At 70.0% G+C, this 19,415-nt stretch carries 17 protein-coding genes; 8 read left to right on the top strand and 9 right to left on the bottom strand.

Translation table 11 applies throughout. The features are described 5' to 3' along the window. Positions 1 to 191 precede the first annotated feature (191 nt). Positions 192 to 971: a fumarylacetoacetate hydrolase family protein gene (locus ACFYO2_RS46160; RefSeq protein ID WP_388362563.1), complete on the bottom strand. Its 780-nt coding sequence runs from the start codon at positions 969 to 971 to the stop codon at positions 192 to 194. A 185-nt stretch (positions 972 to 1,156) separates the two neighbouring features. Here ACFYO2_RS46160 and ACFYO2_RS46155 point away from each other — a divergent pair, with 185 nt between their 5' ends. Further along, the gene (locus tag ACFYO2_RS46155; RefSeq protein ID WP_388362561.1) at positions 1,157 to 2,188 is read left to right on the top strand and encodes a LacI family DNA-binding transcriptional regulator; all 1,032 of its coding nucleotides are present in this window, start codon (positions 1,157 to 1,159) and stop codon (positions 2,186 to 2,188) included. A 97-nt stretch (positions 2,189 to 2,285) separates the two neighbouring features. Here ACFYO2_RS46155 and ACFYO2_RS46150 read toward each other — a convergent pair whose 3' ends face one another. After that, complete coding sequence (locus ACFYO2_RS46150) at positions 2,286 to 2,852, bottom strand: NADPH-dependent FMN reductase (protein WP_388362613.1); 567 nt, start codon at positions 2,850 to 2,852, stop codon at positions 2,286 to 2,288. 491 nt (positions 2,853 to 3,343) lie between these two features. On the opposite strand from ACFYO2_RS46150, the gene eno reads away from it, so the two are divergent. The 6 genes from eno (at position 3,344) to ACFYO2_RS46120 (ending at position 9,790) form a co-directional block, all read left to right on the top strand. Next, complete coding sequence (eno, locus tag ACFYO2_RS46145) at positions 3,344 to 4,654, top strand: phosphopyruvate hydratase (protein ID WP_388362558.1); 1,311 nt, start codon at positions 3,344 to 3,346, stop codon at positions 4,652 to 4,654. A gap of 67 nt (positions 4,655 to 4,721) precedes the next feature. Then, positions 4,722 to 5,726, top strand: coding sequence for a VOC family protein (locus tag ACFYO2_RS46140; protein ID WP_388362555.1), 1,005 nt, complete (start codon positions 4,722 to 4,724; stop codon positions 5,724 to 5,726). A gap of 36 nt (positions 5,727 to 5,762) precedes the next feature. Beyond that, a complete protein-coding gene (locus tag ACFYO2_RS46135) occupies positions 5,763 to 6,314 on the top strand; it encodes a carboxymuconolactone decarboxylase family protein (RefSeq protein WP_388362552.1) in 552 nt (183 codons plus the stop codon). Between the two features lie 70 nt (positions 6,315 to 6,384). After that, entirely contained in the window at positions 6,385 to 7,482 is a 1,098-nt protein-coding gene (locus ACFYO2_RS46130) for an alcohol dehydrogenase catalytic domain-containing protein (protein WP_388362549.1), read from the top strand. A 161-nt stretch (positions 7,483 to 7,643) separates the two neighbouring features. Then, positions 7,644 to 8,564, top strand: coding sequence for a LysR substrate-binding domain-containing protein (locus tag ACFYO2_RS46125; RefSeq protein ID WP_388362546.1), 921 nt, complete (start codon positions 7,644 to 7,646; stop codon positions 8,562 to 8,564). Between the two features lie 359 nt (positions 8,565 to 8,923). Further along, complete coding sequence (locus tag ACFYO2_RS46120) at positions 8,924 to 9,790, top strand: 3-hydroxybutyryl-CoA dehydrogenase (RefSeq protein WP_388362544.1); 867 nt, start codon at positions 8,924 to 8,926, stop codon at positions 9,788 to 9,790. Between the two features lie 700 nt (positions 9,791 to 10,490). Here ACFYO2_RS46120 and ACFYO2_RS46115 read toward each other — a convergent pair. The 7 genes from ACFYO2_RS46115 to ACFYO2_RS46085 form a co-directional block, all read right to left on the bottom strand. Then, positions 10,491 to 10,694 (bottom strand): Arc family DNA-binding protein, encoded by a 204-nt coding sequence (locus ACFYO2_RS46115; RefSeq protein ID WP_388362541.1) that lies wholly within the window; start codon positions 10,692 to 10,694, stop codon positions 10,491 to 10,493. 112 nt (positions 10,695 to 10,806) lie between these two features. Next, the gene (locus ACFYO2_RS46110) at positions 10,807 to 11,772 is read right to left on the bottom strand and encodes an electron transfer flavoprotein subunit alpha/FixB family protein (protein WP_388362539.1); all 966 of its coding nucleotides are present in this window, start codon (positions 11,770 to 11,772) and stop codon (positions 10,807 to 10,809) included. A 26-nt stretch (positions 11,773 to 11,798) separates the two neighbouring features. Then, complete coding sequence (locus ACFYO2_RS46105) at positions 11,799 to 12,575, bottom strand: electron transfer flavoprotein subunit beta/FixA family protein (RefSeq protein ID WP_388362536.1); 777 nt, start codon at positions 12,573 to 12,575, stop codon at positions 11,799 to 11,801. 37 nt (positions 12,576 to 12,612) lie between these two features. Next, a complete protein-coding gene (locus ACFYO2_RS46100; protein WP_388362534.1) occupies positions 12,613 to 13,791 on the bottom strand; it encodes an acyl-CoA dehydrogenase family protein in 1,179 nt (392 codons plus the stop codon). Positions 13,792 to 13,848: 57 nt separating this feature from the next. Further along, on the bottom strand, positions 13,849 to 15,102 hold the full coding sequence (locus ACFYO2_RS46095; protein WP_388362531.1) for a CaiB/BaiF CoA transferase family protein: 1,254 nt from the start codon (positions 15,100 to 15,102) through the stop codon (positions 13,849 to 13,851). A gap of 62 nt (positions 15,103 to 15,164) precedes the next feature. Beyond that, positions 15,165 to 15,596: a zinc ribbon domain-containing protein gene (locus tag ACFYO2_RS46090; protein WP_388362528.1), complete on the bottom strand. Its 432-nt coding sequence runs from the start codon at positions 15,594 to 15,596 to the stop codon at positions 15,165 to 15,167. Positions 15,597 to 15,726: 130 nt separating this feature from the next. Then, positions 15,727 to 16,119, bottom strand: a complete 393-nt coding sequence (locus ACFYO2_RS46085) for a transposase (RefSeq protein WP_388362610.1) — start codon at positions 16,117 to 16,119, stop codon at positions 15,727 to 15,729. Between the two features lie 454 nt (positions 16,120 to 16,573). Between ACFYO2_RS46085 and ACFYO2_RS46080 the strand changes: the two genes are divergently transcribed. Then, entirely contained in the window at positions 16,574 to 18,910 is a 2,337-nt protein-coding gene (locus ACFYO2_RS46080; protein WP_388362525.1) for a PQQ-binding-like beta-propeller repeat protein, read from the top strand. Positions 18,911 to 19,415: the final 505 nt, after the last annotated feature.

Genomic DNA, 19,415 nt, shown 5'->3' with positions numbered 1-19,415 from the left:
CGGCCCCCCGCCCCCCCCCCCCCCCCCCGCCGCCGGCGCCCCCCCCCCCCCCCCCCCCCCCCCCCCCCCCCCCCCCCCCCCCCCCCACTGCTCCGCCAGGACACGGGAGCCACCCCGACACGCCACGGGGCCTGCCCACCGCTCGGCGGTGGGCAGGCCCCGTGGCGAGATCGCCCGGCCGAGGTCCGAAGTCAGAGGCTCTCGGCCACGACCGGATTGCGCAGGACACCGATGCCCTCGATCTCCACCTCGATCTCGTCTCCGGGCCGGATCGGCCCGACGCCGGACGGCGTGCCCGTCATGATCGCGTCTCCGGGCAGCAGCGTCAGATAACGGCTGAGATAGCTGACGATGTCGGGAACGGCGAGCAGCAGGTCGGCGGTGCTCGCCGACTGCGCGACGGCCCCGTTCACACGGGTCGTCAGCGACAGTGCCGACGGGTCGAGTTCGGTCGCGATGACCGGCCCGAGAGGAGCGAACGTGTCCTGCCCCTTGCCGATCAGCAGCGTTCCGAACGCACTTTCCTTGCGCTGGACGATGCGGTCGCTGACGTCATTGCCGCACGTGTAGCCGAGGATGTATTCATGGGCCTCGGAGGGCTTCACATGGCGGGCTTCTCTTCCGATGACGACGACCAACTCGCCTTCGAAATGGATCAGTTCGCCATCCGCCGGATAGACGATGGCGTCATCCGGCCCAATCACAGCGGTGCTCGGCTTCATGAAGCACACGGGAACTTCCGGAACCTCGCGGTCGGTCTCGTCGACGTGCGAGGCGTAGTTGTAGGCGAACCCGAAGATCCGGGGTCGTTCCAGCGGCGGGAGAATGACCACGTCGCCCACTTCGTCGACGTCCCCCGTAGGGAACAGTCCGGTGAAGGGATCGCCCTCGAATCGCGCGATTGACTCGTCACCGGATTCCAGCTCTCCGTAGTGACGCACGCCGCTGACGGCATACCTGACGATCCGCACGGACACCTCCGCAACTAGGCAGCCGCGGGCGGCTGCACGGCCCATTCAGTAATGCTAACGTTAGCACAATGACGATGACCAACCTGGCGCCCCCACGTCCCCGACCACTGGGTGCGACGCAAATGCTATCGTTGGCATACGGAAAGTGACGGCAAAGGGATCAGTCAGCTCGAGGGGGCCCTTACGTGATCACCACCAAGGACATCGCCGAACGCCTCGGAATCTCCGTCTCGACGGTCGGCCGGGCACTTTCCGACGATGCCCGCATCAGCGAGGAGACCAAGTTCCGGGTCCGCCAGGCCGCTTCCGAGATGGGATACGTCGGCAACCGGGCGGCACGGATGATGCGCGGCGCCTCCAGCAACGTGGTCGCGCTGGTCATCCCGGACATCCGCAACAGCTTCTACTCGACGATCGCGCACGAGCTGTCCAAGAACATGGAGTCCGAGGACTTCCAGCTGATGCTCTCCGAGACCGACGACGACCGGATGGTGGAGCTGCGCCACCTGCGCGAGCTGTCCGCCAACCGCGTGGCCGGCGTCATCATCGTTCCCACCGCACGCCCGCACGGCGACTCCGTCAAGCTCCTGCGCGGCCTGCCGCACCTTCAGTTGCTGCGCCGCCATCCCTCGCTCGGTTCCCAGTGGTTCGGTGTGGACGACCACGAGTCACTGCGCGAGGCCACGGCCCACCTGGTGGCCCAGGGGCACACCCGCGTCGCGTACGTGGGCGGCCCCGAGGAACTGCCCACGGGTGCGGAGCGTCTGCGCGGCTTCCGCAGCGCCCTGAGCGAAGGCGGCCTGCCCGACGATGCCGGGCGTACGGAACTGGGACCGCCGTCGTCCGTGGACTTCGGCCGCCAGGCGGTGCGCCGGCTCCTGAAGGGCCCGTACACGCCCACCGCGCTCGTACTGGGATCGGTTCAGCTCACCATCGGGGTCCTGGAGGAGCTGTCCGAACAGGGCGTGAAGGTGCCCGGGGAACTGTCCGTGGTCGGGTTCGGGGACGAGCCGGGGTTTTCCTGGTGGGGTCCCGGACTGACCACGATCGGGCTGCCCATCCAGGAGATGGCCACCGGCTGCGCGCTGTGGCTGATGCGCCGGCTCAAGACCAAACCCGACAACGACGGCCCCTACACGTCGGTGTCCCCCGGATCCCTGGTCCTGCGCGGCAGCACGGCACCCCCGGCCGAAAAGGCTCCGTCCAGGTCCGTCTGAGCCAGGGGCGGTCGGCCGAGCGGTCGGCATCACCTGCAAACGCCGAAGGCGCCCGGAGCGATGTGCTCCGGGCGCCTTCGCACGTGCGCGGCGCGGGTCAGTACGTTCCGCTGCGCAGCCGCCGCATGACGCGGGCGGTGCGCGCGAGTTCGTCGAGCACCTGCTCGGCAGCGGCCTCGTGTATCTTGCCGGGCTTGAAGTCGCCGCCCTCGACGAGTTCGCTGACGAAGGGGATGCTCACGGTCGGCCCGATCGGCAGCATCCTGAGGTTCGCCACGACCTGCTTGCCCATCTGCACCGCCCTGGTGCCCGCCGAGACGCCCCCGTAGCTGACGAACGCGGCCGGCTTGTGCTGCCACTCCACGACGAGGTAGTCCCACGCGTTCTTCAACGGGGCGGGGAAGCCGCCGTTGTACTCCGGGGTGACGAAGACGAACGCGTCCGACGCGTCGACGATCCGGCTCCATTCGCGGGTGTGGCTCTTGGTGTACTCCCGCAGCGCGGGCGGATGCGGCTCGTCGAAGAAGGGGAGAGCGAGTTCGTACAGGTCGACGGTGTGCGAGTCGAACTGGTCGTACTCGGCGGCCCGGAGAGCGAACCAGTCCGCGACCGATCTGCCCACGCGTCCGGGGCGCGTGCTGGCCACGACGGTGGTGAGGGTCATGGGCGCCGCAGAGGGCTGGAGTGTCACGTCGGGCTCTCTTTTCTGTCGGCCGGGATGCGGCCCGGCGGACCCGCACCGCCTGTGCTGTCCGTCGATTCAGGAGAGCGGGTCCGCCGGAGTTCTCGCCGGAGCAGATCTGTGCGAACGATAGCATTAGCTTCCTGGGCGAACCAAGAGGGCGTGAAACAACCGACCCCTGGATCGAAGGCCGCCCGCCCCTTGACAGGGCGGCTGCAACTTTGCACGATTGCGCTATCGTTAGCACGCAGAGTCGCAGTGAACGAACACCCCTCGCCCTTACCCTCGCGCTCGCGCCCAGCGCCGCCGCACCGATTCAGGTGCCGCCCCGCGGGGGCCGACCGCGCCCGTTTCGTCGGCGAGGGCTTTCTTCCGTACGCCTCCGGCGCCTCCGGCTGCGGGGATGGCCCCGCTGACCGGCACGGGCACCTCTCACCGACCCGATCGTCCGAACTCCGAAAGGTCGCACCGCAATGACAGACGCGCGGATCGCCAAGCTCTACGGCCGCAGGGTGTGGGACTCCCGCGGTCGGCCGACCGTCGAGGCCGAGGTCCACCTCACGGACGGTGCGGTGGGCAGGGCGATCGCCCCGGCGGGCGCATCGACGGGCCAGGGAGAGGCCCTCGACCTGCGCGACGGCGGCAGCCGCTTCGGCGGGCTCGACGTCCAGCGCGCCGTGGGCTCGGTGAACCACGAGATCGCCCCCGCGCTCACCGGCCGCGACGCGGGTGACCAGGAGGCCGTCGACCGGCTCCTGGTGAACCTCGACGGCACCCCCGACCGCAGCCGGCTGGGCGGCAACGCGATCGTGGCCACGTCCATGGCGGTCCTGCACGCCACCGCCGCTTCGGCGGGCGTACCCCTGTGGCAGCACCTGGCGGCCGGGCGGCCGGTCCGCATCCCGCTTCCGGAGATCCAGATCTTCGGTGGCGGAGCCCACGCGGACCGCCGCGTCGACGTCCAGGACTTCATGGTGGTCTGCCCGGCGGCACGGAGCTTCTCCGAGGCCCTGGACTGGACGGCGGAGATCTACCGGGCTGCCGGAACCCTGATGCGGAAGGCCGGCAAGGCGCAGGGCGTGGCCGACGAGGGCGGGTTCTGGCCCGCGTTCGACTCCAACGAGGAGGCGCTGGAGATGCTGACCCTGGCCATCGAGAGCGCGGGCTTCGCGCCCTCCTCCCAGGTGGGCATCTCGCTGGACGTCGCAGCCTCGCAGTTCGGCAGCGGCGGGCGGTACAGGCTGGCCCTGGACGACCGCACGCTGGACACCGAAGCGCTGATCGACATGCTGGGCGGCTGGCTCGAGCAGTACCCGATTCTCTCCGTCGAGGACCCGGTGGGCGAGGACGACCACGAGGGCATGATGGAGTTCACCCGGCGCTACGGCCACCGCTGCCAGGTGATCGGCGACGACTACCTGGTCACGAACGCCAAGCGCGTGGAGGCGGCGGCCACCAGCGGGGCGGCGAACGCCGTCCTCGTCAAACCCAACCAGGCCGGTACCGTCACGGAGTCCTTCCAGGCCCTGCGCGCCGGAAAGGATGCCGGTTTCGGCACGATCGTCTCGGCCCGGTCCGGGGAAACCGAGGACGTCACCATCGCCCATCTGAGCGTCGGCTGGGACGCGGGTCAGCTGAAGGTGGGCTCGTTCACCCGCTCCGAGCGCATGGCCAAGTGGAACGAGGTCCTGCGGATCGAGGAGTCCCTCGGCGGATCCGCAAAATTCAGCGGGTGGTCCGCATTCACATTCGCCGGGGCCGGCCCTTCGACGACCAAACCGTAAAACGGCCCCGAGTCATTACGTATTACAGTCACCGAAATCCAGAGCCGATCCGAGCACGGAGACCAGCATGCTGCCACCCGTCAATCTGCGCCCGAGTTTCAACATCACCCGCTCCAGTCACGTTCGCCTCACAGTCGAGGATCTGGCCGAGAGCCGGAACTTCTACGTGAACGTGCTGGGACTGGTCGTCAGCGACGAGGACGAGCGCACCTGCTACCTCCGCGGCCTCGCCGAGGCCTGCCACCACAGTCTCGTCCTGGAGCTCGACGAGGAGGGTGGTGGCACATGCAGGAGGGTCGGCTACCGGGTGTTCTTCGACGAGGACCTCGACCTGGCATACACCTGGTTCCGTGAGCGGGGACTGCCCGCCGAGTGGGTCGACCTCCCCTACCAGGGCCGCACCCTGCACGTCAGCGACCCCATCGGCACGCCGCTCGAACTCTGCGCTCACATGGAGACGCGACCGCGCCTGCACATCAACTTCGAGCTCTACAAGGGTGCGCACGCGCAGCGGCTGGACCACTACCAGATCTTCGCGCCCGACACCTACGAGCTGTGCGCGTTCTACAGCGAGCTCGGCTTCCGCAACTCGGAGTATCTGGAGCACGGGGACAAGCTGCTGGGCGCCTTCATGTACCGCAAGGGCACCTGTCTGGACCTGGCGATCATCGAGAACACCGGGCCCGCCCTGCACCACTTCGCGTACACCGTCTCCGAGAGCCACGACATCTTCACCGCCTGCGACTGGGCGGGCATCCAAGGCTACGGCGACGGCGTGGAGCGGGGCCCGGGACGGCACGGTCCGGGCGGGATGCTCTTCGCCTACCTCCGTGACCCCGACGGGCACCGGGTGGAGGTCTTCAACAGCCACTACCAGACGATCGACACCGAGATCGACCCGGTGCGCTGGGACGCGGCAGCACTGAGCACCAACGCCCGCTGGGGCCTGCCGGCCCTGGAGAAGTGGTACTTCGAGGCGTCGCCCTTCGTCGGCGTGAAGCAGATCCCGCCGGCCGAGCTGCCGAAGCCGATGTCGATGGAGCGGTTCCTGCTCGAACAGTCCGCCCACTGACCTTTTCGTACGATCACGTCCCCCCGAGGAGACACCATGGCACGAGTCCCCTACCTGCGCCGCGAGGACGCCGACGAGGCGCAGAAGAGCCTGTACGACCGGCTGGAGACCGAACGCAAGGTACCCACGGCGAACATCTTCCTCGCCCTCACCCATGCGCCGACCCAGCTGGACGCCTTCCTGACCTACGCCAACTCGCTGCGCGCCGCCGACCTCAGCCCCAAGCTGCGTGAACTGGCGATTCTGACCGTGGGGCACGCGACCCGGTCCGCGTACGAGGTCGCGCACCACCAGTCGCACGGGCTGGGGGCCGGGCTCACCGAAGAACAACTCGCGGCGGTGGCCGACTTCGAGTCGTCCGACCTGTTCGACGGGGTGGAGAAGGCGGTGATGCGCCTCGCCAAGGAGTCCACGCTCCAGGTCGAGGTGTCGAACGAGACGTGGAGTGCCGCAGCCGAGCACCTGACGGACAAGCAGATGGTCGAACTGTCGTTGTCCATCGCCTGGTACAACTCCGGGGTCCGCATCATGGGGCTGCTGGGCATCGACCTCGAAGACAATTATCCGAACCCTTTCCCGAATTCATAGGCAATTCTTTATGTCTCCGCCTCCGGCCGCCTGGGACGGAGCAGTTTCAAGGAGTATTTCAATGGCGAAAATGCTCGCTGCACGACTGCACGCGCTCGGTGAGCCGATGTCGGTGGACACCATCGACGTGCCCACCCCGCGGCCGACCGACGTGCTGGTGCGGGTCAAGGCGTGCGGGATCGTGCCGAACATGGCCAATGTGATCAACAACTGGCCCACCTGGTTCCCGCACCAGCCGTTGCCCAAGTTCCCCGCCATCTTCGGCCTGGACGCCTCCGGCGTGGTCGAAGCCGTCGGCGAGGCGGTGCTGAACACCAAGCCCGGCGACCGGGTTTACGTCAACCCCCTGCGTGGGTGCGGAAGTTGCCAGGTGTGCCGGGGCGGTGAACTGAGCCGGTGCCGCTATTTCACGCTGAACGGCTACTTCAGCACCTCCCGTGACGGCCAGCGGATCTTCGACCTCTACCCGTACGGCGGCTTCGCGGAGTACATGACCGCCCCGCAGTCCTCGATCGTCAACATCCCGGACACCATGACGTTCGAGCAGGCCGGCAAGCTCGGCTACATCGGCACGTCCTACGGCGCCCTCAAGAACGCCGCGGCGGGGCCCGGCCAGGTGGCGCTGATCGACGGGGTCACCGGCACCCTGGGGGTCGCGGCGACCGTGCTCGCGCTGGCCTCCGGTGCCTCCCGGATCCTGGGGACCGGCCGCAACGAGGAGCTCCTGAAGCGCGTCAAGGAACTGGACCCAAAGCGGGTCGAGGTCTTCCGGCTGGGTGACGGCTCCACGGGCGAGTGGGCGAAGTCCCGTACCGGCGGCGAGGGCGCGGACTACGTGATCAGCGCGCTGGGCGCCAAGGCACCGGTGGAGACGATGCTCGACTCCATGCAGGGCGTCCGCAGGGGCGGCAAGGTCGTCAACGTCGGCGGCGTGGCCGACCGGCTGCCTGTGGACGTGAAGTGGCTCATGGACGAGCAGGTCCAGCTGATCGGCTCCAACTGGTTCTCCACCGCGCAGGGGCAGGAACTCGCCGACATGGTGGGCACGGGCGCCCTGAATCTGTCCTACCTGCAGGCCAAGCCCTTCCCGCTGGCCAAGGTCAACGAGGCGATCTCGGGTCTGGAGGACCGCGACGGCGGGTTCAGCAACTACGTCGTCATCCCCTGAACCGCAGGCCCCGGCCAGCGTCCGGGCGCCCCTGCGCCGGCCATGCTCCTGGCGCCCCGTACGCTCCCCGCGGCGGACCTGTTCTGCCCTGAAGCCGCCGCGGGGTGCTTCACACAAGCCGTGCACACGGCCGGTGCTCTGATCAGCACAGGCCCGGCAGGATGGAGGAGCCGGTGGAACTGCGCTGGCTGGAATCGTTCGTCACCGTCGCGGAGGAACTGCACTTCGCGCGGGCCGCGGACCGTCTGCATCTTGCTCCGTCGGCGCTCAGCGCCCAGATCAGGGCGCTGGAGTCGCACTTGGGCGTGCGGCTCATCGACCGTGGACGACGCAGCCGCCCGGCGCTGACCAGTGCCGGGCGGCTGTTTCTCGAGGAGGCGCGGCTGACCCTCGCCCAGGTCTCCCGGGCCGAGACGGTGGGCCGGCGTGCCGGTCGCGGGGAGTTGGGGCACGCCCAGATCGCGTACGTCGCCTCGGCCGCGTTCTCCGGGGTGCTGACCGACGTGCTCACCCGCTGCGCGGCCCCCGGCACCGAGCTGACCGTGCAGGTGCGCGAGCTGGAGACACCGGCCCAACTGGAAGCGCTGGCCTGCGGGGACATCGACGTCGGCTTCCTGCGCTGGCGGCCGGAGTACCCGCCCGACGTCACGGCCACCTGCCTGCTCACCGAGGACGTCGTCCTGGCGCTGCCGGCCGGAGCGCCGCTGGCGGCGTACGACGCGATACCGGCGGCGCAGTTGCGCGACGAGTGGTTCGTGGCGCCGCACTTCGACGAGGAGTACGGCTGCCGCGACCAGATCCTCGAGGTGGCGGAGCAAGGCGGGTTCAGCCCGCGGTGCGCTCCCCCGGTGCGGGACTTCATCGCGGCTCTGACGCTGGTGGGCGGTGGTCTCGCGGTGGCTCTGGTCCCTGATTCCCTGCGCCGCGTGCACATCCCCGGGGTGGCCTACCGTCCGCTGGCGGACGTCTCGCCGACCACCCGCCTGGTGGGTGCCTACCGCAGGGGCGAGACCTCGCCCGCGGTGCGCGGCGTGATCCGCCGCCTGCGAGAGGCCGCCGCCGCCACGGTCACCGCCGGCTGACCGGTGCTCCGGCGAGCGGGGGCACCGGCGCGGGCCGCACTCCCTCGATCACAGTCTGCTCAGGGGGTCTCGGCCCCCTCACCGGCAGCGCCGTCAGGTCCGCCCCCGGGGTGCCGTCCTCGACGCCTGCGACCGCCTCGTCGTGCTCGCCTCTCCGGTCGTCCGGCTCGCCTGATCGCGGTCGGCATGGCTCTGCGCGGCACGGCCGGACAGTGACGAACCGGCGCATGTTTGTGCGCGGAATACGCACTGTCGGAGCAGGTCAGAGGGGGTGTTACCGGCCTACGCTCAACACGGCACCACAGACCGTGGCGGCGTCGTTCGACCGCCGCCGGGCGGAAGGACAGGCGGAGGAACACATGACATCGATCAAGCACGTGGGGGTCGTCGGCGCCGGGCAGATGGGCCGGGGCATCACCGAGGTCTGCGCCCGGGCCGGGCTGCACGTCACCTTGTGCGACGTGACGGAGGACAGGGCTCGTGCCGGACTCGCAGGCTTGGCGGACTCCCTGCTCAAGGCGGAGAAGCGCGGCACCATCGCCCCCGGAGACCGCGCCCACGCCCTGGCCCGGATCTCGGTCTGCGCCGATCTCTCCCGCCTGGCCGGAGCCGACCTGGTCATCGAGGCCGCCGTCGAGGACGAGCAGGCCAAGACGGCGCTGTTCCGGCAGCTGGACGAGATCGTCACCGACCCGGCCGCCGTCCTGGCCAGCAACACCTCCTCAATCCCCATCGCCCGGCTCGCGGCGGCGACCGGACGACCGGAGGCGGTCGTCGGCCTGCACTTCTTCAACCCGGTCCCCCTCATGCCACTGGTGGAGGTCATCCCCTCGTTGCAGACCTCAAAGGCCACGCAACTGCGCATGCGCGCCTTCGCGGGCGAGACCCTGGGCAAGAGGACGATCGTCACGCAGGACCGCGCGGGATTCGTGGTGAACTCCCTGCTGGTTCCCTACCTGTTGGCAGCAGTGCGGATGGTCAGCTCCGGCACCGCCACGGCCGAGGACATCGACACGGGGATGACCGCCGGCTGCGCTCACCCCATGGGCCCGCTGCGCCTCGCCGACCTCATCGGCCTGGACACCGTCGCGGCCATAGGCGAGGCGCTGTACGAGGAGTACCGGGAACCGCTGTACGCCCCTCCCCCGCTGCTGCGCCGCATGGTCGAGTCGGGGCTGCTGGGCCGTAAGTCAGGGCAGGGATTCTTCAGCTACCAGGCGGCCTGAGGGCCTGCGGTGACGCGGTGTTCCACGTGCCCCGGGCACCGTACGTCCACCGCCGTCACCGCGGTCCGGGGCGGGATCGGCGAGGTCAGGCCCGCACCGCGCGAGACACTGTTCCCGGACCCGGCCCGAGACGGTACAGCCCTCCCCGGGGCCTCAGCCCGGGTCGGTGAGCCGCTGATCAAGTGGACGGGGACGCGCCGGGTCAGCAAGACCGGGCCTGCGTCCTCGGCTGCCCGCTCCCCGAGCGGGCAGCCGATCAGGTCGACCGCGTTGTCGGCGAGCCCTGACGTGCCAGAGGGCCTCAGGCACTCCACCCGCCGCCCATCCGTAGCGGGAAACGCCGTACCACCTGGCCGAACCCGTCCGCGAGGCTGTGCGGTTCGGCTGTGACGACCGACATCTGCGCCGGGCCGAATCGAGCGGCGCGCAGTGAGGCACGGAAGCCGGCGCACGCACGTCGGCGCACCAACGCGGCAGGTCCAGCGGCACGAGGTCCGGCTGAGGCAATCCCGTCCGCGGGCCATTCTTTCGGCGTCCGTGCCATCGCTCGGCGTCGTGATCCGCTCACCGGCACCGGCCAGGCACCGACGGTCTCCTGCGACCTGACCAACCGGACAGCCCCTGGTCGGCTTCTTCGGAGAGCGACTTGATGCCGTACGAGGTGGCTTCCATCTTGCTCTCGGGCGGAGTGCCCGGTCCTTCAGGACCGGCTTGAATGCCCGCTCCCGCGTAGCGGGGCAGGGGAAGCCGGATCGCCGCCAGGGCGATCCGGCGTCTCGCCCGAGTCGACAGCCTGTCGCACGAGCGAGACCAGCCACGAGTTCAGGGAGCGGTCGTCGGCGTCAGCGGCCGTCTTGGCCCTGGCGTAGAGGTCTTCCGGCATTCGCAGGTTGAACCTGGTCACCCTCTGGTTGTGGCCCTGAACTGGGGCCGAAACGCGCCTTCCCGCCGCAGGCGCTGCGCGCCGTCGAGCCGTTCCGCACGCTGCAGTTCGGGGCTCAGGCGGGCCGGCAGAGTCAGCTGACTGCGCGGCGGGCGGCCATTTCCTGCGTGAGCTGGGGAGCCACCGAGAAGAGGTCGCCCACCACGCCGTAGTCGGCGAGGCCGAGGATCGGTGCCTCCGGGTCCTTGTTGACCGCGAGGATCGTCTTGGAGGTCTGCATCCCGGCGAGGTGCTGGATGGCCCCGGAGATGCCCAGGGCGATGTACAGCTGCGGGGAGACGGTCTTGCCGGTCTGACCGACCTGGTACTGGTGCGGGTAGTAGCCGGCGTCTACCGCGGCGCGCGAGGCGCCCACGGCACCCCCCAGGGCGTCGGCCAGCTCCTCTACGACCTTGAAACCGTCCGCTCCCGCGACACCGCGGCCTCCGGAGACCACGACGGTCGCTTCGGTGAGCCCGGGTCGGTCGCCCGCGGGGGCGGCGCGCCGGGCGGTGATGCGGGCGGACGCTGCGGGGTCGACCGGCGGCAGGGCCAGCTCCTGCTCCCCCGCCTCCACGGGATGCTCCTCCGGTTCGAAGGCGCCCGGGCGCACGGCGATCACCGGTATGCCGTGGGTGACCTGTGAGCGCACGGTGTAGGACCCGCCGAAGACGATCTGGGTGACCACCCCGGACGAGTCAAGGTCGACCGCGTCGATCAGCAGCCCTGCGTCCAGCCGGGCGGCGAGGCGTCCGGCCACCTCCCTGCCGTCCGTGGTGGCGGAGACGAGAACGGCGGCGGCAGCGGTTTCCCGGACCGCGAGCTCCAGGGCGTCGACGGCGGGCGTGACGAGAAACTGGGCCGCGTCGGTGGATTCCGCCGCGTGGACGCTCGTGGCGCCGTGGCGGGCGAGGGACTCCCTGAGGCGTGTGGCTGTGCCGGGGGTTCCCACGACGACGGCGGCCGGGTCCCCCAGCCGCCGTGCGGCGGCCAGGAGCTCGTAGGTTGATGTGTTGACACGTTCCCCGTCGTGGTCGACGAGTACGAGGACTTCGGGCATGGGGGCCTGTCTCCTGGTCGGGCGGTTCAGACGAGCTTCTGGGTGATCAGGTACGCGGCGAGCTGCCGACCGGCCGAACCGTCGTCCGTGATGCGGGTTCCGGCGGTTCGCGGGGGACGCGGGACGGCCTCTACCACACGCGTGCGGGTCACGAGGAATCCGGCCGCGTCGGGGAACAGGTCACCGAGGTCGACCGTGTCCACCGGCTTCTTCTTGGCGGCCATGATCCCCTTGAAGGATGGGTAGCGCGGCTCGTTGATCTTCTCGGTCACGCTGACCAGCGCGGGCAGCGGAGCGTCCAGCGTCGCCTCGCCGTCCTCGGTCTCCCGCTCGGCGCGCACGCGTCCCGCGTCCACCTCCAGCTTCCGCACATGGGTCACCTGCGGCAGGCCGAGCAGGTCCGCGACGACGGCGGGGACCGCGCTCGCCTGGCCGTCGGTGGTCGCGTCGCCGGCGAGCACCAGGTCGAGGTCCTCCACAGTCCGCACGGCGGCCGCCAGAACCTTTGCGGTCGTGAGCACGTCGGCGCCGCGCAGTCTGTCGTCGCAGATGTGTATGCCCCGGTCACCGCCCATCGCCAGGACCTTGCGGATGGCGTCGAGCGCGGAGTCAGGTCCCATGGAGACGACGGTGACATGGGCGTCCGCCGTCTCCTTCAGCGTCAGGGCCTCTTCGGCGGCGCGTTCGTTGATCTCGTCCAGGACGAGTTCGGCGTCCGCGCGGTCGAGGGTGTGGTCGGCCTGGGACAGGGTGCGTTCGGCACCGGAGTCCGGGACCTGCTTGACCAGTACGACGATGTTCACGGGTGTCTTCTCTCAGCCGTCGTGGTCGGCGTCGTGGTCAGCGGAACGCCGCCTGGCCGGTGATCGCCTGGCCGACGACCAGCGTGTGCATCTCACTCGTACCTTCGTAGGTGAGGACCGACTCCAGATTGTTGGCGTGCCGCAGCGGCGAGTACTCGAGTGAGATGCCGTTGGCGCCCAGGATGGTGCGGCACTCCCGTGCGATGGCGATCGCTTCCCGGACGTTGTTGAGCTTGCCGACGCTGATCTGCTCGGGCCTGATGCGGTGCTGGTCCTTGAGTCGGCCCAGGTGCACGGCGAGAAGCGCGGCGTTGCCCACGGACACGCTCATGTCGGCGAGCTTCTTCTGGGTGAGCTGGAAGGCACTGATCGGCTTGTCGAACTGGACTCGGGAGTCGGCGTATTGGATGGCTGCCTGGATCGAGTCGCGGGCGGCGCCGACCGCGCCGAACAGGATGCCGAAGCGGGCCTCGTTCAGGCAGGACAGCGGTCCGCGCAGGCCCTCCGCGAGGGGCAGCCGCGCCGAGTCGGGCAGCCGTACGTTGTCGAAGTAGAGCTCCGAGGTGATGGAGGCGCGCAGTGACATCTTCTGCTTGATGTCCTGCGTGGTGAAGCCGGGCGTCCCGCGGGGCACGAGGAAGCCGCGGATGCCGTCCTCGGTCTGTGCCCATACGGTGGCCACGTCGGCGATGCCGCCGTTGGTGATCCACATCTTGGAGCCGTTGAGGAGCCAGTCGTCGCCGTCCCGGACGGCCCGGGTGCGCATCCCGGAGGGGTTGCTGCCGAAGTCGGGCTCGGTCAGGCCGAAGCAGCCGATCGCCTCACCGGCGGCGAGGCGGGGCAGCCACTCCTGCTTCTGGTCCTCCGAGCCCCACTTCCAGATGGAGAACATCGACAGCGAGCCCTGCACGGAGACGAAGCTGCGGAAGCCGGAGTCCGCGGCCTCCAGCTCCAGGCAGGCCAGGCCGTAGCTGACGGCGTTGGTGCCGGCGCAGCCGTAGCCTTCCAGGTGCATGCCGAGCACACCCAACTTGCCGAGTTCCGGGGCGAGTTCGCGGGCGAAGTGGGCGTTCTCGAACCACTCGCCGATGTACGGGCGCACCCGGTCGGCGAGGAACTTGGCGACGGTGGCCTGGATCTCGCGCTCCTCGTCGCTGAGGGTGGAGGCGAGGTCGATCAGGTCGAGGGGGTCCTTCATCGGCTTGGTGCCGCTCATCGTGAGCTCCTGGAGGTTGTGTGATCGGTTGGGTCGTGGTGTCCGCGCCGGGAAAGGTCAGGTGACCGCTTCGTTCGGCGCGCAGGCGGGGTCGGAAAGGCGGTGGAGAATTTCGGCGGTGTGCTGGCCCAGGTGCGGCGGCGGCAGGCGGTACTGGGCGGGTGTGCCGCTCAGCGCGATGGGGCTCGCGACCTGGCGGGAGGGCGTGCCCTGTGCGCCGTCCGCTCCGTCGTCGGATGCCGCGGGGATGTCGACGATGCCGGGAAGGCCGAGCTTCTGGGCGAAGGCGAAGGCCTCGTCGAGGGTGTTGACCGGCCCGGCGGGCACCCCCGCGGCCAGCAGGACGGCCGACCAGTGGTCCGCGCCGGCGCCCGCCAGCCGTTCGTTCAGGATGTCCCGCAGGGGGGTGCGGTGGGCTACGCGATCGGCGTTGGTGCGGAAGCGGTCGTCGGCGGCGAGACCGGGATCCCCGACAACCCCCGCGAGCGCCGCGAACTGCCGGTCGTTGCCCACCGCGATCGCGATCGGTCGATCGGCTGCCGGGAAGGTCTCGTACGGGGCGATGCTCGGGTGCGCGTTGCCCATGCGAGCCGGAACCACACCGGCGACGGCGAACGCCGACGCCTGGTTGACCATGGCCGACAGCAGTGAGCCGAGCAGGTTCACCTCCACACACTGGCCCTCCCCGGTGGCGTCCCGGTGCCGGAGGGCGGCGAGGATGCCGAGCGAGGCGTGCAGGCCGGTGATCACGTCGACCAGGGCCACGCCCGCCTTCACCGGCTCCCCGGCCGCGTGGCCGGTCACGCTCATCAGCCCGCCGACGGCCTGCACGAGCAGGTCGTATCCAGGGATGCCCGCGCCCTCACCGCTGCCGAAACCGCTGATCGAGCAGTAGATGAGCTCCGGGTGGCGGGCACGGAGTTCGCGAGGGCCGAGCCCCAGCCGTTCCATCGTGCCGGGACGGAAATTCTCCACCAGCACGTCGGACTCGGCGACCAGGGCGCGGGCCTGCTCGACGCCGGCGTCGGTCGTGAGGTCCAGGACGACGGACCTCTTGTTCCGGTTGACGCCGAGGAAATAGGTCGACGTGCCGTCGTGGTCCGCAGGAGGGTGCCAGGCCCGGGTGTCGTCCCCGATGCCCGGCCGTTCCACCTTCACCACGTCGGCGCCGAGGTCGGCGAGGAGCATCGTGGCGTAGGGCCCTGCGAGGACCCGGGAGAAGTCGGCGATGCGCAGACCGTCCAGCGCGCCGCGTCCCGCTCCGTCGAGAACTCCGGCCCCTCCGTCTGGTGCGTTGTGCTGGGTGCCCACGCACCCTCCTGTCTGATCGTCCTGTGCGTGCGAGGCGACTGTGTCCCGGCCGTTTCCCGTCATCACCAGCGCTCCGGAGGGGGTGTCGGGTGGGTGAGTTCGACGAGGGGCAGGCCCTGGCCGAGGGGGGCGGCGGGCCGTACGACGCTCACCCGTACCCCCACCGCGACCGCGACCGGTGCCGTCCCGGTGACCCGGCAGAGGAGGTTGAAGCCCTCGTCCATCGCGACGAACCACGTGTTGTGCGGGACATGGCCGTACCGGCGCACGACGACTCCGGAGCCCTCGCTGCACTCCCGTTTGAAGGCCGTGGCCCCACAGGCACGGCAGAACGAACGGCGGTACGCCGGGGTGCCGCACCACAGGCAGCGCTGGAAGAGGAGTTCGCGGGAGACCGCCGGTGCGTTCGGCGTGGCGGCCTCGGCAGTGGCTGCAGCAGCGGCCTCAGGGGCGTCTGCGAACTCGGTGTGTTCACGGGTGTCCGTCTGGAACATCACGGCCTCCTGCACGCAGTTCGGTGACCCGAAAACGGGTGGTCGGGATCCGATATGGCTCCCTCACCCTGGCCCTGTCGCGGATCGCCGGTCAACGACGTACTGACGCATCTTTGTGCGCGGAATGCGCTCAGTTCGCTGAGGTCAGAGCGGGTTTCCCCGCGCTAGCCTGACCAGCGCGGAACTCCTTGCCGTCCTTCGGCGGTTGTCCGCCCGGTGGCGGTGAGATCCAGGGAACGGGACGGGCTTGCGCATCTCGCGGTCCGTGCGCATCCGCCCGAGGACCTCCACTGGCAGTCCTTCCAGCAAGATGGGCCATGCGCGGAGCGTCGTAGCCAGCATCGAAGACGATCGGGATGTCGCGGTCACCCGCGTGCCAACGGCCCATGTCGATGAGGTCCTCGACCGCCCGGCGGACCTGGGCAGCTGTCGATGACCTGATGTGCTTCCCCGTCCGCCAACACCGTGCTGTAGCTGTGAGAGCGTCGCATCGCGAAGTCGTCGACGCCCAGGACCCGAGCAGTCGCCCGGACAGGATCAGGCAGGGCCATCACGCGCCGCAGCAGTCTGGAACGGCGAGAGCGCAGGGTGACGTTCGGCACATCGGAGGTCTTCCGCCGGGCCGGTGGTTTCATCCTGCACTTGTTCCCTGCCTGTTGCTCATGGCGCACTGTTCCCGCAGGACGGGCACGTGTCACCCGATCTCTGACACGACGTCAAATCAGCGTTCCAGGGCGTGAGTAGGGCGGAACGTCTTCGTCCGGGCGAGCGGCGGCGGTTGCCGACAAGCACTCTCATGGGCCGCTTCAGCCTCTAGTCTGCTGCCAGACCCCCCACAGGGCCTTCCCCCGCGGCGTGGGCGGGACTCCCGCCCGTACCACCGAGAACAGGCGGCCGAGGGCATGCAACCACTGCACCCAGAAGATCCCGAGCAGCTTGGGCCCTACCGTCCGGTGGCCCGTCTTGGAGCAGGCGGGATGGGCCGGGTCTATCTGGCCACCTCGCCCGCCGGCCGCACCGTCGCAGTCAAGGTCATCCGTCCCGAGATGGCCGAGGACAAGAACTTCCGGATCCGCTTCCGGCGCGAGGTGGCGGCCGCGGCGGCGGTCGGCGGCGTGTACACGGCGTCCGTGGTGGACGCCGCGCCGGATGACGAGACGCCATGGCTCGCCACCGCCTACGTACCCGGCCCCACTCTGGCCGAGGCGGTCGCCGCTCACGGGCCGCTGCCGGTGGAGACGGTCCTCGCGCTGGGCGCGGGCATCGCCGAGGCGCTGATCGCGGTGCACGCCGAGGGGCTGGTGCACCGTGACCTCAAGCCGTCCAACGTGCTGCTCGCCGCGGACGGTCCGCGCGTCATCGACTTCGGCATCGTCCGCGCCCGGGACGGCTACCAGCTCACCGGCTCCGGCGGCCTGCTCGGCTCGCTCGACTACGTCTGTCCCGAACAGGCCACCGGCGATCCGGTGGGACCGGAGGGAGACGTCTTCTGTCTCGGCTCGGTGCTCGCGTTCGCGGCGTCGGGACACGCGCCGTTCAGTGGGGCCGCCGCGGCCGCCCTGCTCTACCAGGTGGTCCACGGTTCGGCCGATCTGACGCTGGTGCCCGAGCCATTGGACAAAATCATCAGCCTCTGTCACGCCAAGGACCCGGCCCTTCGTATCAGCCCCGACCGGCTCTCTGCGGCCTGCGCGCCCGGCGGGGCCGAACAGGTGCTGACGGAGGGCTGGCTGCCCGCGCGGGTGTCCGCCATGGTCGACGACCGCCGGGCGGCCGCGACGGATCTCGACCGCCTCGCGCGGACCCTGGCGCCCGCAAGGCCCGCGGCCGACGCAGCCGCCGCCGGGGCCCCCACCGCGTCCGGCCGATACGGGTCGGGCCGGACACCGGTGGGGCCGTCGTCGCACGGGACTGACGGCGGAGACGGCGCGGCGTACCCGGACCGCGTCCTGCGGGCCGGGGACGCCGACAACCGCGCCACCGGTGGAGCCGGAGCCACCGGTGGAGCCGCGCCCACCGCCGAGCCGCCGGAGCGGAGACCCCCGGCGGCCGCGGTCGAACCGGCTGAACCGGCTGAACCGGCTGAACCGGCTGAACCGGCTGAACCGGCGACGGAACGTGCCACCGCACCCGCACACCGCCGTGCCCCCGAACGCTCCCTTGTCAGCCGGCGTACCCTCCTCGCCGTGACCGCGGGCGCGGCCCTCGTCGGGGGGACCGCCCTCGTCGTCGGAGGAAGGACCGGCGGGCAGCGGGCGCGTCGGCCCGGCCCCGCCCCCGAGCCGACCTGGGTCTACCGCGGCGGCCCGCTGCTCCAGACTCCGGCGGTCTTCAACGACGGCACGGCCCTGATGAAGAGCCGCCCGGGCAACATGATCTGCCTCGACCTGAGGAACGGATCCCAGCCCGAATGGGTCTACCAGGGCATCAGCCTCTCGCCCAGTCCCGTCCTGCTGGCCAACGACGCCGCGGTCGCCCTCGGCACCGGTGCGACGCTGATCGGCGTCGACCTGGCCGACGGCGCCGAGAAGTTCACCCTCGACTTCGGCCGGGACTTCCAGTTCGATCAACTCCTCGGTGGATACGACGGCTATGTCGTCTCGGTCCTCGGCGCCAGGCTGGAACGCCGGTCAGAGGAGCAGGGCGTCGCGACCTCCACCAGCGCGGTCTTCGGCGTCGACCTCAGGGCCCGCCAGGCCGTCGTCATACCGGTCGACCCGGAGGACGTCGGCGTTCCCCTCAAGCCCGTCATCACTTCCGACTACTTTGTCTACGCCGACGGGCTGCGCAATGTCACGGTCCGCAGCACCCGCGAGGGCGGTGGCCTGCGCTGGCGGCACCCGGTGGGCTACGACCTGCGGCCGGGTCTCGCGGTGCTCGGCAAAACCGTCTTCGCCATCGGCTCCGAGTTCATCGCGCTGGACCTCGCCACCGGAAAGCTCCGCTGGAAGGCGAAGGCCGAACGCGGCATGTTCGCCTCCCTCGGGGCGGGCGGCAACACGGTCTACGCCACGGGCACCGATCCCTACGGCGTCCACGCCTTCAACGCGGCGACCGGCGCTCGGCACTGGTTCTGCGAGACCCCCCGCCTCAACGTCGACCACCCGATCGCGGTGGGGGCGCACGCCGTCCACGTGCCGGCCTTCGAGAACAGGAACGGTTTCTACGCGATCGACGCCGCCTCCGGCCGTCTGCTGTGGAACTTCACCGACGGCCGCGAGACCGGCGTCAACGACTGGCAGCTCTCCTGCGACGGGGCCGGACACCTTGTGGCCCAGCACTTCGACCGGGCCTACGGACTGCCCGTCACCTGAGGACCGGGACCCGGACAGACTCTGTCCCCTGTTCCGCTGCAGCCGCTCCCTGAACAGGGACCGAGGGCCGTGTGCAGAGCGATACGACGGCACGTCCCCGTCCTTCTGTGCGTGGGGGTGCAACAGCAGGTAGATCTTGTTGCCATCCATCACGGTGTGCCAGGGGTCGGCCTGCCGCAGTTGCTCACGGGTCTGCACCGCCTTGTCCCAGGCCCGCTCCCACGGCCGGATGTCCTGGACACCGCAGGCCCTGACGAACGCGATCAGCAGCTCCTTGCGCGGCAGAGCCGTCCCCCTCAGGACGGCGCCGAGCGTGCTGCGCGGCAGCAGCCCGGTGGGAGCTCGCTGAGACAGCGTCATGAAAGACAAACCGTTCCTAATCAGTGAGCAGGAGTGAGTCTTGTACCCAGACCTGGTCACTGCGGGCATCCCGAACGGTTTTGGATGTCCTGGTCGCCCGCGTTCTCGCCGCGTCCGGCGACACGCATATGGTGCGTGGTCCGGG

The sequence above is a fragment of the Streptomyces sp. NPDC006602 genome (assembly GCF_042870385.1).
Lineage (GTDB): Bacteria > Actinomycetota > Actinomycetes > Streptomycetales > Streptomycetaceae > Streptomyces.
Note: the sequence above shows the minus strand (reverse complement) of the source record. Positions and strands in the feature narration are given on the sequence as shown.